14 protein-coding genes are annotated in these 14,617 nt (G+C 31.3%); 4 read left to right on the plus strand and 10 right to left on the minus strand.

Going from position 1 to position 14,617, the window contains the following annotated elements; all coding sequences use genetic code 11:
• The 7 genes from QZ824_RS03755 to mutY all read right to left on the minus strand — a co-directional run.
• A partial coding sequence (locus QZ824_RS03755) for a VF530 family protein (protein WP_291274694.1) occupies positions 1-183 on the minus strand: 183 nt, incomplete at its 3' end.
• 25 nt (positions 184-208) lie between these two features.
• Positions 209-772 carry a DNA-3-methyladenine glycosylase I gene (locus tag QZ824_RS03760; RefSeq protein WP_291274695.1) on the minus strand — a complete coding sequence of 188 codons (564 nt, stop codon included), beginning with the start codon at positions 770-772 and terminating at the stop codon, positions 209-211.
• Positions 765-1,415, minus strand: a complete 651-nt coding sequence (locus tag QZ824_RS03765) for a queuosine precursor transporter (protein ID WP_291274696.1) — start codon at positions 1,413-1,415, stop codon at positions 765-767. The genes QZ824_RS03760 and QZ824_RS03765 overlap by 8 nt, the downstream gene beginning before the upstream one ends.
• 7 nt (positions 1,416-1,422) lie before the next feature.
• Positions 1,423-5,190: a TraB/GumN family protein gene (locus QZ824_RS03770; RefSeq protein WP_291274697.1), complete on the minus strand. Its 3,768-nt coding sequence runs from the start codon at positions 5,188-5,190 to the stop codon at positions 1,423-1,425.
• 79 nt (positions 5,191-5,269) lie between these two features.
• A complete protein-coding gene (gene gldD, locus QZ824_RS03775) occupies positions 5,270-5,821 on the minus strand; it encodes a gliding motility lipoprotein GldD (RefSeq protein WP_291274698.1) in 552 nt (183 codons plus the stop codon).
• 114 nt (positions 5,822-5,935) lie between these two features.
• Positions 5,936-6,349 (minus strand): single-stranded DNA-binding protein, encoded by a 414-nt coding sequence (ssb, locus tag QZ824_RS03780; protein WP_291274699.1) that lies wholly within the window; start codon positions 6,347-6,349, stop codon positions 5,936-5,938.
• A 39-nt stretch (positions 6,350-6,388) separates the two neighbouring features.
• Positions 6,389-7,423: an A/G-specific adenine glycosylase gene (mutY, locus tag QZ824_RS03785; protein WP_291274700.1), complete on the minus strand. Its 1,035-nt coding sequence runs from the start codon at positions 7,421-7,423 to the stop codon at positions 6,389-6,391.
• A gap of 133 nt (positions 7,424-7,556) precedes the next feature.
• Here mutY and QZ824_RS03790 point away from each other — a divergent pair, with 133 nt between their 5' ends.
• Together QZ824_RS03790 and QZ824_RS03795 are read left to right on the plus strand one after the other, a co-directional pair.
• Positions 7,557-7,850, plus strand: coding sequence for an HU family DNA-binding protein (locus QZ824_RS03790; protein WP_291274701.1), 294 nt, complete (start codon positions 7,557-7,559; stop codon positions 7,848-7,850).
• A gap of 326 nt (positions 7,851-8,176) precedes the next feature.
• Positions 8,177-9,727, plus strand: a complete 1,551-nt coding sequence (locus tag QZ824_RS03795; RefSeq protein WP_291274702.1) for a ribonuclease E/G — start codon at positions 8,177-8,179, stop codon at positions 9,725-9,727.
• Positions 9,728-9,788: 61 nt separating this feature from the next.
• On the opposite strand, the gene QZ824_RS03800 is transcribed toward QZ824_RS03795, so the two are convergent.
• Positions 9,789-10,547, minus strand: coding sequence for an SIMPL domain-containing protein (locus tag QZ824_RS03800; protein ID WP_291274703.1), 759 nt, complete (start codon positions 10,545-10,547; stop codon positions 9,789-9,791).
• A 48-nt stretch (positions 10,548-10,595) separates the two neighbouring features.
• Complete coding sequence (locus QZ824_RS03805) at positions 10,596-11,036, minus strand: nucleoside deaminase (RefSeq protein WP_291274704.1); 441 nt, start codon at positions 11,034-11,036, stop codon at positions 10,596-10,598.
• 59 nt (positions 11,037-11,095) lie between these two features.
• Here QZ824_RS03805 and QZ824_RS03810 point away from each other — a divergent pair, with 59 nt between their 5' ends.
• Positions 11,096-12,871, plus strand: a complete 1,776-nt coding sequence (locus QZ824_RS03810; RefSeq protein WP_291274705.1) for a 1-deoxy-D-xylulose-5-phosphate synthase — start codon at positions 11,096-11,098, stop codon at positions 12,869-12,871.
• Entirely contained in the window at positions 12,864-13,811 is a 948-nt protein-coding gene (locus QZ824_RS03815) for a DUF3078 domain-containing protein (protein WP_291274706.1), read from the plus strand. Before QZ824_RS03810 ends, QZ824_RS03815 begins: the two co-directional genes overlap by 8 nt.
• Here the strand turns inward: QZ824_RS03815 and QZ824_RS03820 are convergent.
• Positions 13,808-14,602 carry a DUF2797 domain-containing protein gene (locus tag QZ824_RS03820; protein WP_291274720.1) on the minus strand — a complete coding sequence of 265 codons (795 nt, stop codon included), beginning with the start codon at positions 14,600-14,602 and terminating at the stop codon, positions 13,808-13,810. The two genes, QZ824_RS03815 and QZ824_RS03820, sit on opposite strands and share 4 nt — an antisense overlap.
• Between the last annotated feature and the right edge of the window lie 15 nt (positions 14,603-14,617).

A 14,617-nucleotide genomic window follows, 5' to 3' on the forward strand; every position in this document is an offset into this window, starting at 1 on the left:
ATATAAATCTTCCACTTTTTTTCTGGCCCAAGGCGTTTTTCTTAAAAATGTTAAACTTGATTTTACTGAAGGATTACTTTTAAAACAATTGATTGGAATTAATTCAGCAAGCGTATCAAAACCAAAATAAACTACTAATTTTTCCAGTATATATTGAAGTGTTTTTCCGTGAAGTGGATCCATATTTTGATTCTTTTTAATTGTTTAATTACAGTATTGTTCTCGTCCAACAATCTGCTACGTGGTCATTAACCATTCCCGTTGCTTGCATGTGAGCATATATTACAGTAGATCCAACAAATTTAAATCCGCGTTTTTTTAGATCCTTACTTATTTGATCCGATAAATCAGTCTTAGCAGGAACATCACGTAGTGTTTTCGGCTGATTATCAATAGGCTTACCTTCTACAAATCCCCAAATATAATTAGAGAAAGAACCAAATTCTTCTTGTACTTTTATAAAAGCTTGTGCATTTGAAACTGTTGCTTTAATCTTTAACTTATTTCGAATTATTCCTGCATCTTCGCACAAAATCTGAATTTGCAAATCGGTCATTTGGGCTACTTTTTTTACATCAAAATTCTGAAACGCTTTTTTAAAATTTTCTCTTTTAGCCAAAACAGTATACCAACTCAACCCAGCTTGAAAAGTTTCAAGCAACAGAAATTCAAAAAGAGTTGCATCATCATACACGGGTTTTCCCCATTCATAATCATGATAATTACGATACAAATCATCTTTTTCGCACCAAGCGCATCTAACTTTACTCATTGTTATGGATATATTTTTCAATTAAATAATGCCCTAAATAAATTAAAGGTGTTAATAAAACAGCAATTACTAATTTGAAGGCATAACCTGTAAAGGAAAACTCAATATATTGAGAGGTTGTCCAAATCCCCGGTAAATAGAATGCAATTCCACCAACTACAAAAGAATCTATTAATTGAGAAAAAACCGTGGAACCTGTACTTCTTAACCACAACATTTTGTCTCCCGTTTTTTCTTTAAAGTAATTGAAAAAAGTAACATCTAAAAACTGTGCTACCAAAAAAGCTGTTATGGAACCAATAATAATTAAATTACTTTGACCAAAGACCTGCTTAAAAGCCTCATTTGAAACCGGACTAATTCCTTTAGCTTCAGGAATTTTCATGGCAAAAAACAAAATTATAAAACAGTAAGAAATCAACCCTGCCGTAATCAGACTCAATCTTTTTACTCCTTGCTTTCCAAAATATTCATTAATTAAATCTGTAACAATAAAAACAATAGGCCAAGGTAAAATCCCCATACTCAACACAAATGGTCCCACTTGAATTAGTTTACCTCCTATCAATTCAGCGGTTACTGCATTTGTAATAAATATTCCCGCTAAAATAATATAAACAATTTCTTTCTTTGTACGCAACATACTTTACTTAATCTTCTTCATAATATTCTGATTCATCGTTTATAGCACCATTACCTTGTTTTTTGATAAAACTAACCCGTAAATGATTGGAATTTAATGACTTATCAATTAACATCTTGCTGTTCTCTTCTATTTCTTTATCTTCTAAAAACCGTTTAGACTCAAGCTTAGAAAAAGCTTTTAAATTTAGTCTATCTTTTTCTTTTACAAAGGCAATTCCTGAAATAGTTTCTGATTTTGAATTATAAGAATCTTCTTCTATATTTATATTTTTATAGAAAAAATAACAAACTTTTTTATCTTTAAATTCAAGTTCTCTTTTTCCTAATAAAACTATCGAGTCTTTTTTAGGTTTTATATCTTCATAATAATCAATAGCAGCTTTAACAATTGTATCTTGAGGATATTTATCTAAAAGATCAAATTGCTTATTGTGATATAACATTTGGAACGCAATATATTTTGTTTTTGAATCATTAATTAATAATGAGAGTTCTGTTTTATCTACTTTTTTATTTTTAGCTAATTCTTTGTTTACTAACGCTACATTTAATTCACTTATTTTTAAATCTTTAGCTTTTTGGAACAACTGCCCCACTTCCTTATCTTTTTTAAAGGCGTACAAAATAGACAAATAATTATCTAAATCACTAATTGGTGCTTCACCTTCATAATCATTTTCATCTGAGGTTGCTTGTTTACTGTTCCAACTTACTAATCGTTTGTACTCCAATTTTGCATTAGTAATCAACATTTTTTTGTATGATTTAATCTTCTTAGCATGAACTTTTTCTGACTCCATAAGTTTCTTAACAAAACTAACAACTGGTTCATGATACTCTTTAATACTATAATACTCTAATACTTGTGGATATAAAAGATGTGCGTTTTCTAAATCATTGATAAAAAGATTAAATAAACTTATAATTTCATATTGATTATCAGAAATAGGTAAATCATAATCTAATAATTCTCCTATTTTTTTATAGGCTTCTTTAGATTTTTGATAGGTTAAAGCACGTAATATTGCAAATTGAATTTGAGTAGTTGTCGTTTCTTTTTTATATGCTTTCTCCAAAAAAAGAAGGATTTCAGGCGATTGAATAGCTCCAATTTTTTCATAAATATTCCCCACTAATTCTTGTTCGTCTGATTTAAAATCAAAATTTTCCAAAATAGCTTTCAACTTAGAAAAATCTTCTTTCTCAATACTTAAGCGGTCGAATGATTTTATTGCAGAAATGCGTATACTATCATGTTCACTTTTTAAATCTTCTTCAAATAAAGAGAGTTTATTTTCAAAAACTGTCCTAGATGGCACCTCATCATCAACTTTAAATGAGGTAAAAACTTTCTCAATAAAAGGATCTTCATTTTTATAATTTTTATCTACCAATGTTTTAAGCATATAAGTTTCACCTTTTTTCAAAACTACTTTATACTTAATAGCTTGAGTTGATTTTGGCTTAGTAGCTAAAACTTCATAGACATAATAATCTTTATCTGCATCAGAGGCTATTTTTTCATTAATTAATTCCAATTTTTCTTTTGAAACCAGACCTAATGTTTTCTCCCATGTAGAAGAAGCATAATCTGTAGGATCAAATTTATTCTCTTTACCTTTCGTCTCCTCAATAATTTTTGGAGTACTATGGTTACTTGTTCCTGCAACTTCATCAATAGCGACCACTTCAACTTCTGAGACATCTCCTACTAATTCATCATATTTTTCAGATTCAAAATCAGTAGCTAAATTTTTTCTCAAATTAGCATACAATGAATCAATTGCTTTAAAACTTTCATATCTATGTGAACCAAAATATGATAATTCAACAACATTTTTATTTGGCGAGAAAAATTCATATGTTTTATTTTTTGCATCAAAATGATTTTTCTTTTTCTCTTCATCACTAAACCTATCCTTCTGTTCAAACTTAAAATCTAAATACTCGTTTTCTTTCTTTGGTACTTCAACCTTAAAAAAAGCTTTTTCGTCTCTATAGGTTTTATAAACAACATCATTCATGTAAGATTGAAATCTAAAGGAATCAAAAAAATGTTTTATTTTTAGCTTACTTGCATTTCTAACTCCCAACAAATAATATTTATTTCCCTTTAGCAATGATTTTAAATGAATTTCTTGATCGTCAATTTTAGCTGTTGAAACAAATTCATATTTGTTTACATCGAAATGTGTTTGAATAGAATCTAAATTATGTTGATTATAATATTCATAATGCATTCGTTTCAATTCAAATTCAGAATCTTCAAGATTTGCATTGTCTAACAAAGATTTTTCAATCACAAAATAAGTAGCTTTTTCTTGTTCGTCATACGCATAAATCTCCACATCAGTAAGTTGTTTATTCTGCTTTTTATTTCCAGTGATAACATTATATGAAGGAACTTGTACTTGAAAACCTCCTTTGAATGGCTCAACAGTTTCCCAATCTTGTCTGTATGATTTTAGCTTGATATTAGCATAAATTTCCTCTTCAAAATGACGCACATAATCTCCTTCACCTCCCATTATTACAGCAATAATCTCTAACGGTGTAATATAATATCTATAATGTTGAGCCTTGCTCGTCTTGGTTTTACTTTTAATATCATAAACCAAATAATTTTTTTCATTATATGATTTCTTGTCAAGAATATCACCTGGAATATTTTCAAAAAACAGACTATCTAACGTTTTAGGATTAAAAAACTGCTCTCTTTTAACTACATAATCTTTGAGTAACAACCGTTTCACATTAATGAATCCTCCATTGGCTAAATCTGGAGATTCTAAATTTTCTCCATTTTCCAAAACCAATGGAAAAAGAGGTAATGAAATCATACCATCAGCAGAAGACTTCACTTGTAAATTAGGTTTTACGAAGTAATCTTCTATTTGTTTTTTTAAATTTTTACCTTTTTCGGTATAATCGCCAACAATAGGTTTTACTGTATATCCTTTACTTCTCAATAATTCAATTATTCCATTTTTACCTGGTAAGTGTGCTGCACCAACCGCACTAAACAAACTACCCGATTTCATAATTGAATCCATACTTTTTACCATAATTCTATTTCGATCATACAACATGGCTCTTAAATATGACTTTGGTGATGTCAAACTATTCAATGTATCAATTAAATCTAAATCTTTTTCACGATATGCGCTCGTAATCACCTCTGTGTAAGCACGCTTTTTTAATAATTTAAGTAATAATTGTTTGTTTTTTTCAACCTCTTTCACATCCATTTCTGCTTCTGCTTTCATGATATTGAATGTAGTTTTTTTTACATCTTCCAAGCCAACTGTTTTCTTACCATATTTTTTACCTGTTCTGTAAATAAACATATCTAGATAGGTATCCTCTTGAAACTCCTGATTGGCATCATTGGTTCTAGACAGCAAACTAATTAAATTGTAATTTGTACTTTTAAAAAGAGGATATAAATTTTCCTTCTTGATAGGTTGAGCATAAAATCGAGAGTAGAAAGGTCCATATTGGTATATTCCTTGATAAAAACTAAATAAATCATATAATTCAGTCCAAGTGTTTGGCTCACTTTCGTTAGCAACGACATCAGCAGCCATCAATTTTTCAAAGAAAGCATCTGATAAATGATAAGACACTTTTTCACTTACGTGCATTGTCCCATAGATATATGATTTTTTTGCCAAACCATTACCTGAAATTTCCCAGAATAAACTTTGATATTTTTTTTCTTGCGCAAAAGAAGATAATGTCACAAATGACAACAAAAATAAAATCCTTTTCAAAACTATTTTTTTTGGTTGAAGTACCAAATATAAGTATTTGAAAAGGATTTCTTAATGAAGTATTTGAAATATTTTTAGGCTATTTCCATTTCAAAGATTCTATTATATGTTTCATATCATTTTTAATATAATCGGCAGCAGGAAGAATAGAGTCAAAATTAGGCTTCGCATAAAAATACATGCTTCCCACTAAGAAATTTCGAGTACTATCTGTAGCATAAAATTGGGCATTTGTTGCTGCGTTTCCTCCCACCTGATAAAACATTCCAAAAACTCTTTTAGTTGAATTAACATAAGGCTGCTCTGCAATATCATTAGCTTTTATAACATGCTCATACGTTAATTTTTGTGCGTCAATCAATAATTTCTCTAAATCGCCATTCACTTTTTTATAAGTTAAATAAACAGTTGCTTTCATTTTTGGGTAATGTAACTCTAACCCACAATCAGCATTTTGTTTTATTCTAACTACCGTATTTTTGTCAAATGTAAATGGACAGTCAGAAACAAACATTTCATATTTAGCTGAATTATATTCTAGCCTCAATTGCCCTTTAGGCTTAGGTTTTACATCTTCACCACAAGAAACCAACACCCATATAGCAAAAAAAAGAGCACAATATTTTTTCATTTTGATTGATTTAAATTAAAAGCAAGCAAATGTACTAAAAAGGATTAGTATTCATAAAAAAAGAGAACAGACGTTTTTCAACTATTCTCTTTTATCAATATATAAAATATATAATTATTCGTTCCCCAAATCTTCAAAACTTACCCCATTTGAAGGAGTTGAAGTAGATGCCTTTGATAATTCCGTTTCTTTTTTAGTATTTAGAAACGTAAATTCCGTAACTTGAATTTCTGTGGTATATTTAGTAGTACCGTCTTCTGCTTGCCATTGGCGAGACTTAATTCTACCTTCAATATAAATTTTATCTCCCTTAGAAAGGTATTTTTCACACAACTCAGCTGCTTTATTTCTTACAACTATATTATGCCATTCTGTAGAAGTAATTTTCTCACCAGTAGATTTATTAATATATACTTCGTTAGTAGCTAAAGGAAATCTTCCTATACAATTTGTTGCATCAAAATAATGCATCTTTACCTCGTCACCTAAATGTCCTATTAGAATAACTTTGTTTAACGTTCCGTTCATGGCTTGTACTTTTTATCAAATTTACAGAAAAATTAAGTACTACACAATCTTTTCCATAAAATTATGTAAAACTATCGGAAAAGGAAATTTTTTCAACTCCTCTCTTCCAACAGCTTGTGGAATTTTAATGTTCAATCGAACTTGAAAAAACTGAACCCACAAATTTTGATGTGAAAGTTTATGTTGAACTTTTAAATGATCATAGTGAATAAATTCGAGGATTGATACACCTGCGTATCTCTCCTTTACTTTCTCGATGATATAATCCTCATCTACTTCATTACTTGTTTCATAAAGTTCCAACTCATACAATTGCTGCCAAATATCTTTCTCTTTACGTTGTACCAACACAATATTACCAATAACATCTTCAACTAAAACATAGTTGAAAAAACGGTTTTTTGTTTTAATTGTCTTCGTTTTGACAGGCAACTCATGAACTCGCTTTTGTTTTACAGCTTCGCAAGAATCTTGAAAAACACAAACATTACATTGTGGATTTTTTGGCACACACTGAAGCGCTCCGAACTCCATAATAGCTTGATTAAAAATCGAAGCGAGTTCAGGATTCATCAAATTATGAGCTAAATTTTGAAAATATGTTCTTGTTGTATTTTTTGAAATATCAAGATCAATTCCAAAAACTCTTGCCAAGACCCTAAAAACATTACCATCAACAACTGCAACGGCTTCATTAGATGCAAAAGATGCAATTGCTGCTGCAGTGTAAGGACCAATTCCTTTCAATTGAAGCAATTCATTATAAGAAACAGGAAAAACACCATTACACTCCTTCACCACTTGCTGTGCAGTAGCATGCAAATTTCTTGCTCTAGAATAATAACCCAACCCTTGCCAAAGCTTTAAAACTAACTGTTCATCTGCCTGTGAAAGTTCAAAAACCGTTGGAAAATTAGAAACAAAAGCCTCATAATAAGGCAATCCTTGATTCACTCTTGTTTGTTGTAAAATAATTTCCGAAAGCCATATTTTATAGGGATCACAGGTGTTTCGCCAAGGTAAATCCCTTTTATTTTGGTTGTACCAATTGATTAATTTTATTGAAAAATCCATATTGAAAAATCGATTTGCAAAAATAATTCTTTTATGTAGTTAAATTTTAATCCATTATGCTTGAATTTATGTTTTTTTAATTTGTATATTTGCACTCTCAAAAAAATACACATAAAAATTAATACGAAGAAAAATGACGAAAGCAGACATCGTAGCGAAAATTTCTGAGAAATTAGGACTTGAAAAAGGAGACGTTCAAGCAACAGTAGAATCGTTCATGGAAGAAGTAAAAACTTCATTAGAAAGTGGTGATAACGTTTACTTAAGAGGTTTCGGAAGCTTCATCATTAAAACGAGAGCGGAAAAAACAGGAAGAAACATCTCTAAAAACACGACTATTAAAATTCCAGCTCACAATATACCTGCTTTTAAACCAGCTAAAGTATTTGTAGAAAGCGTAAAAGAAAAAACTGAAGTAACAGTATAACATTATTTATTAATTAAAAACTACACATTATGCCAAGTGGTAAAAAAAGAAAAAGACATAAGGTAGCGACGCACAAACGTAAAAAAAGAGCAAGAGCTAACCGCCATAAAAAGAAAAAGTAGTTTAAAACTACTTTTCTTTTTTTAAAAGAAATTCGTTCATTGAAAATCCTACTTAAATTAAGTAGTTCGGGTAAATTACCTGTAAAATGTTTAATCCATCTGTAAAATAAATCTAGAACACCAACTTCAAGTATTTAAATAACAACAATTTATAATTTTGTTGATTGAAGTTCTATATTTTCTATACAGATAAAAATATACTGCATGAACAAAGAATTAATCATTAGATCCAATTCAGATGCTGTAGATTTTGCCTTATTAAAAGATGGAAAACTAATTGAACTACATCAGGAAAAAGAAAAACTAGAAGGCAGCTCACAGTTTCAAGTTGGCGATATTTTTATTGCTAAAATAAGAAAACCAGTTGCTGGTCTGAATGCAGCATTTGTAAATTTAGGACATGACAAAGATGCCTTTTTACATTATCATGATTTAGGCCCCAATTTAGCTTCACTGATGAAGTTTATCAAACTTGTAAGCGCAGGTAAAACAAAAGATTATTCACTCAAAAATTTTCCTTTTGAACCTGAAATTGACAAAAACGGCGCCATTATGGATGTATTGAGCGCTAACCAGTCAGTTTTAGTTCAGATAGTTAAAGAACCCATATCAACTAAAGGACCTAGAATTAGTTCTGAAATTTCCTTAGCGGGAAGATATGTTGTTTTAGTCCCTTTTTCCGATCGTGTTTCGATTTCTCAAAAAATCAACGACAGAGGCGAAAAAGATCGATTAAAAAAAATGGTTCAAACCATCAAGCCAAAAGGATTTGGAGTTATTGTAAGAACAGTAGCCGAAGGCAGAAAAGTAGCTGAAATTGAAAAAGATTTAGAAAACTTATTAGACCGTTGGTCTAGTATGTGCAAAAGATTACAAACAGCACACCATCCTTCTAAAGTATTAGGAGAATTAACCAAAGCATCTTCCATTTTAAGAGATGTTTTTAACGATTCATTTACTAGTATTCAAGTTGACGATGAAGATTTGTTTTTACAAACGAAGGAGTATTTGCAAGAGATAGCTCCGGATAAAGTGTCTATCGTAAAACACTATCAGTCGAGAGAACTGCCACTTTTTGAGAAATACCATATTGAAAGACAAATTAAAACCTCTTTTGGTAAAACGGTTTCAATGAGCAAAGGTGCTTATTTGATTATTGAACACACAGAAGCTTTACACGTTATCGATGTAAACTCTGGTAATCGATCAAACAAAGCCTTAAGCCAAGAAGATACCGCACTGGAAGTTAACTTAATCGCCGCAGCTGAAATTGCTAGACAACTTCGATTAAGAGACATGGGAGGTATTATTGTAGTGGATTTTATTGACATGCAAAATCCAGACAATAGAAAAGTCTTATATGATTTTTTAAGAGAAGAAATGAGTGACGATAAGGCCAAACATAAAATCTTGCCTCCTAGTAAATTTGGCTTAGTTCAAATTACTAGACAAAGAGTTAGACCAGAAGTTTTGATTAATACAAAAGAAGAAAACCCTACTGAAAACGGGGAAATTGATGCTCCAATATTAATCATTGACAAAATAACGTCTAAACTAGAAAGCATTATTAAAGACCATAAAAAGGTTGTCCTCAACACACACCCCTTTGTGGCAGCATACCTTACTAAAGGTTTTCCATCCTTACGTTCGAAATGGTTTTTCGAGCATAAGAAATGGGTGAAAATCATACCTCGTGACGCTTACACGTATTTAGAATATCATTTCTTTGATAAAGAAGGGAATGAAATTAAATAAACTAAAAACCGCCTTTCTAAAGATTGGCGGTTTTTTTTATTTTTAGTAATGAAACAACTTGTTATTCCAATTCATACTCTAATCGGACTGTAATTCTAGCGGTCTTATTCTTACTATAAGTATCATTAATTCCCCCATAGGTATCTTCTTCCGTTGAGCCTTGACCTGTAATTTGAAAAACACCCATACTAGCTGATTTTAATTTTCCTAAATCACCATTTCCTGCTTCCACAATTTTTTCTGCTCGCTCTTTTGCGTCCTTTGAAGCACTTTGAATTAGACTATGTTTTAAACTTGGTAAATCAGAATAAGTATATTGGATAGAATTTGAGCTTAATTCAATTCCAGAGTTAATTAACTCAGACGTTTTACTAGACACAGCCTCAATTCGCTTCATCAAATCAGGATTCTTTTTTGCAGAAAACGTTATTGTTTGAACGGCTTCATAACCGTCAAAAACTTGCTCATATTTAGTATCATAATTATTTTCCCCTTGAATGCGAATTTCTCTAAATTTTTTATCAAATTTAACTGCGCCAAAAGAAAATTCAGTTCTTTTAAAACCTTTAGACAAGAAAAACTGTTCAACAATCTTTTGATCTGAGATTATTTTACTGTAAGCTTCTTTAATTTCGAAACTTTTGGTAGTAAAACTACCCGACCACAAAATTTCATCAGAAACAAAATCCTTCGATCCAAGACCTACTACAGAAATAGTATCCTGACTTTCATTTCGTTTTTTAAAAGCAGACCCTAAAACAAAAGCTGCTAAAACAACCGCAATTCCAATTGCAATTGAAGATTTAAATTTTTCTTGCATAAAATATTAATTAGTTACTCTTTACCTTATCAAATGAGGTGCCAAATTTTAACGTTTTTTAAGAAAAAAATGTTTCATCAACTCGGAACACTCTTTTTCTAACACCCCAAATTTCACTTCTGTTTTTGGATGTAATTGTGCACCTAAAGTTCGATACCCTCTTTTAACATCTGAAGCACCAAAAACAATTTTTGAAATTTGACTCCAATACAAAGCTCCTGCACACATTTGACAGGGTTCTAACGTAACATACAACGTACAATCTTTTAAATACTTTCCACCTAAAAAATTAGCTGCACTAGTAATAGCTTGCATTTCTGCATGGGCTGTTACATCATTAAGAAGTTCTGTTAAATTATGACTTCGAGCAACAACCTGATTGTTTACTACAACAACTGCGCCAACAGGAATTTCATCTCTATCAAAAGCCATCTCTGCCTCTTGCAGTGCTTTTTTCATAAAATATTCATCCGTAAAAATATTTTCCAAAGTTCTTCGTTTAGATATCTATCAAAATTAGCAAACAATATTGTATTTTTGCCTTCGAAATGAACAAATTACTTGCGCACATACAAAATCCAACTGATTTAAGAAAACTAGAAGTTACTCAACTACCTCAGTTAGCCGAAGAACTTCGCGATTTCATCATTGATATTGTATCTCAAAAAGAAGGTCATTTAGGAGCAAGTTTAGGCGTAGTAGAACTGACCATTGCATTGCATTATATTTTTGATACACCTCATGATTTATTAGTATGGGATGTGGGACATCAAGCCTATCCACATAAAATTTTAACCGATCGAAAAGCTATTTTTCACAAATACAGGGAAATAGATGGTATTTCAGGTTTCCCAAAAAGAAGCGAAAGCAGTTATGATACCTTTGGAGTGGGGCATTCCTCAACTTCTATCTCAGCTGCTTTAGGAATGGCATTAGCTTCAAAAATTAATGGCGACAATAAAAAACACCACATTGCAGTAATAGGTGATGCATCAATTGCGAGTGGAATGGCATTTGAAGGATTAAACCATGCTGGTGTAACGGATGCTAATTTGCTAGTTATACTAAATGACAATGCCATGGGGATTGACCCTAGTGTAGGCGCATTGAAAGAATATTTAACTTCTGTTAAAGAAGGAAAAAACCCCAGAATTAACAACATTATTGAGTCGTTAAATTTTGATTACTCTGGTCCAATTGATGGGCATGATTTAAACAAATTAACCTCTGAATTAACTCGATTAAAAGAAATAAAAGGACCCAAATTCCTCCATATTATCACTAAGAAAGGAAAAGGGTTGTCGTTTGCTGAAGAAGACCAATTAACGTATCATGCGCCGGGAAAATTTGACAAGCTTACAGGGAAATTAATTCGCCCTGAAAGTGAAAATCCTGCACCAAAATACCAAGATGTTTTTGGGCATACATTAGTTGAATTAGCTGAGCAAAACAAGCAAATAGTTGGAATTACTCCAGCCATGCCCTCGGGAAGTTCATTAAAATATATGATGGAACGCTTTCCACAGAGAGCATTTGATGTTGGTATTGCGGAACAACATGCGGTTACTTTAGCCGCTGGAATGGCTACGCAAGGGATGATTGTTTTTTGCAATATTTATTCCACATTTATGCAACGTGCTTATGACCAAGTAATTCACGATGTGGCTATACAAAATTTACCCGTTATTTTTTGTCTGGATCGAGCAGGTTTTGTGGGTGAAGACGGCGCAACACATCATGGCTTATTTGATATTGCTTACATGAGTTGTATCCCAAATATGTATGTATATGCACCAATGGATGAAATAGACTTACGTAATATTTTATACACTGCATCATTGAGATTAGAACACCCAATTGCTATTCGATATCCAAGAGGCAAAGGACACAATCCAAACTGGAAACAACCTTTTGAAAAAATTGAAATTGGAAAAATAAAATTAATAAAAGAAGGAAATGCTGTAGCTATTTTATCTACTGGAACTATTGCTCATCAAGTTAAAATAAGCATTGAACAAAGTAAGCATCCTGAAAACACAGCTCACTTTCATGTAGGATGGGTTAAACCAATTGATACAACAGCACTTCATCAAATTTTTAACCAATTTAAAACCATCATAACTGTAGAAGAGGGCTCAACAATTGGTGGTTTTGGCTCTATTATTAATACCTTTGCCATCCAAAATAAATATAAAAATAAAATCATTAATCGCGGGGTTCCCGATGCGTTTATAGAACATGGAACCGTTCAACAATTATTAGAACAGGTACATTTAGATACCAAAAGTTTAACCCAACTATTTAATAACTTAACTCATGATTAAAAAAGTAGTTTACATAATTATTTTTATAATTAGTTTACAAACATTAGAGGCACAGATTATCAAAACTGAAATACCTGATTCTTTATCCAGATGGGAAAAACTAAACAAAGTTGGTTTAGATTTTACACAAATTACTTTTGTAAATTGGTCTGCTGGAGGAAACAACTCTATTTCTGGTTTAGTGAAAGGACAATTTATTAGAAATTACAAATACAATAACTTCAAATGGTCTAATGAATTATTAATGCGTTATGGTGTAAATAAACAAGAAGGTCAAGATTTAAGAAAAACAGACGACGCTATACAATTGAACTCCACGATAGGTTACAGAAAAGATAGTATTTCACATTGGTTTCATGGAGGAAAATTTACTTTTCAAACCCAATTCGCCAATGGATATAATTATCCAAATGTAGATAAAGCAATTTCAAAACCTTTTGCCCCTGCTTATTTCTTTCTTGGTATCGGTTCAGAATACGCTAGAAAAGATTTAGGATTCAACATTTATTTATCTCCGCTAACCATGAAAATGACTATGGTTTTAGACCGCCGCTTAGCCAATGAAGGTGCCTTCGGTGTAGACAAAGCAATTTATGATGCTGTTACAGGTGAGATTACTTCAAATGGTAAAAGAACAAGAACTGAATTAGGAGCTTTAGTAACTGGACAATTCAAAAAAGAAGTGTTCAAAAATATTGTATACGATACTAGAGCTACTTTATACACAGATTACTTAAAAGATTTTGGCAATATTGATGTGGACTGGCAAAACTATTTAGAAATGACTGTAAACAAATATGTTAAAGCTAATCTAGGTGTTCATATGATTTATGACAACGACATTAAAACAAAAGTAGAAGAAAATGGTATTCAAGTCATTAAAGGACCAAAATTACAATTAAAACAAATTATCGCTATTGGATTAACTTATAGTTTTTAATTAATCGTAATACTAACTACATACCCTTCAAAAGTACGCACATTAAACACTGTTCCATCCTCAAATAACAAGTATTGCCCTTTAATACCAATTACTCTACCTGAAAAATGGGGTGTTTTTAAAAGATTTAAACTACTTACTTTTGCTGGAAAATGTTCAACAGGATATTGTAATTCCCAAAGTTCATCGGTTACTAAGAAATAAGGCAAAACTTCGTCAGGAAGCCATTGTTTCAGTCTTTCTTTTTCACCATGTAAATCAGCATGGGAAAGATCATTTTTCAACATTTTTTGCCAATTTGTTTTGTCAGAAAAATGATTTTTTAAAGCCACCTCAGCAATACCAGCCAAATAGCGATTAGGGACTTCTAAAACGGGTAATGCTTGCACGGCACCTTGATCAATCCAACGAGTTGGCACTTGTGTTTTTCTTGTAACCCCAACTTTTACTTCAGAAGATAAGGCCAAATAAACAATATGAGGTTGTAACTGTACACGCTTTTCATATTCTAAATCTCTATCCTCTTCATCTAAGTGTGCTTTACTTAGTTCTGGCTTCATGATCCAATCCGCAGCAGCTGGACTACTCATAAAGCAATCATAACAAAAACCTTGTCGAAATACTTTTTTAGCTTTTTTGCAATTTAAACATTGATACCCTTTATGTAAAATTTCTATTTCTCTATTTATCAATTGATTGACATTAAGAAAGTTATTTTCAAAAATTAAATAATATTGAATAGGTTTTGTATTCTCTGTTTCCATTTTTGTTAAAGTCCCTTCAAATGTCATCATAGCAATTGGAAT

This window comes from Flavobacterium sp. (genome assembly GCF_021151785.1).
Classification (GTDB): domain Bacteria; phylum Bacteroidota; class Bacteroidia; order Flavobacteriales; family Flavobacteriaceae; genus Flavobacterium.

Bases quoted from the DNA above. Each gene is read 5' to 3' on its own strand.
- QZ824_RS03760 (WP_291274695.1), bottom strand. From the start codon at position 772: ATGAGTAAAGTTAGATGCGCTTGGTGCGAAAAAGATGATTTGTATCGT.
- QZ824_RS03765 (WP_291274696.1), bottom strand. From the start codon at position 1,415: ATGTTGCGTACAAAGAAAGAAATTGTTTATATTATTTTAGCGGGAATA.
- gldD (WP_291274698.1), bottom strand. From the start codon at position 5,821: ATGAAAAAATATTGTGCTCTTTTTTTTGCTATATGGGTGTTGGTTTCT.
- ssb (WP_291274699.1), bottom strand. From the start codon at position 6,349: ATGAACGGAACGTTAAACAAAGTTATTCTAATAGGACATTTAGGTGAC.
- mutY (WP_291274700.1), bottom strand. From the start codon at position 7,423: ATGGATTTTTCAATAAAATTAATCAATTGGTACAACCAAAATAAAAGG.
- QZ824_RS03790 (WP_291274701.1), top strand. From the start codon at position 7,557: ATGACGAAAGCAGACATCGTAGCGAAAATTTCTGAGAAATTAGGACTT.
- QZ824_RS03795 (WP_291274702.1), top strand. From the start codon at position 8,177: ATGAACAAAGAATTAATCATTAGATCCAATTCAGATGCTGTAGATTTT.
- QZ824_RS03800 (WP_291274703.1), bottom strand. From the start codon at position 10,547: ATGCAAGAAAAATTTAAATCTTCAATTGCAATTGGAATTGCGGTTGTT.
- QZ824_RS03810 (WP_291274705.1), top strand. From the start codon at position 11,096: ATGAACAAATTACTTGCGCACATACAAAATCCAACTGATTTAAGAAAA.
- QZ824_RS03815 (WP_291274706.1), top strand. From the start codon at position 12,864: ATGATTAAAAAAGTAGTTTACATAATTATTTTTATAATTAGTTTACAA.
- QZ824_RS03820 (WP_291274720.1), bottom strand. From the start codon at position 14,602: ATGACATTTGAAGGGACTTTAACAAAAATGGAAACAGAGAATACAAAA.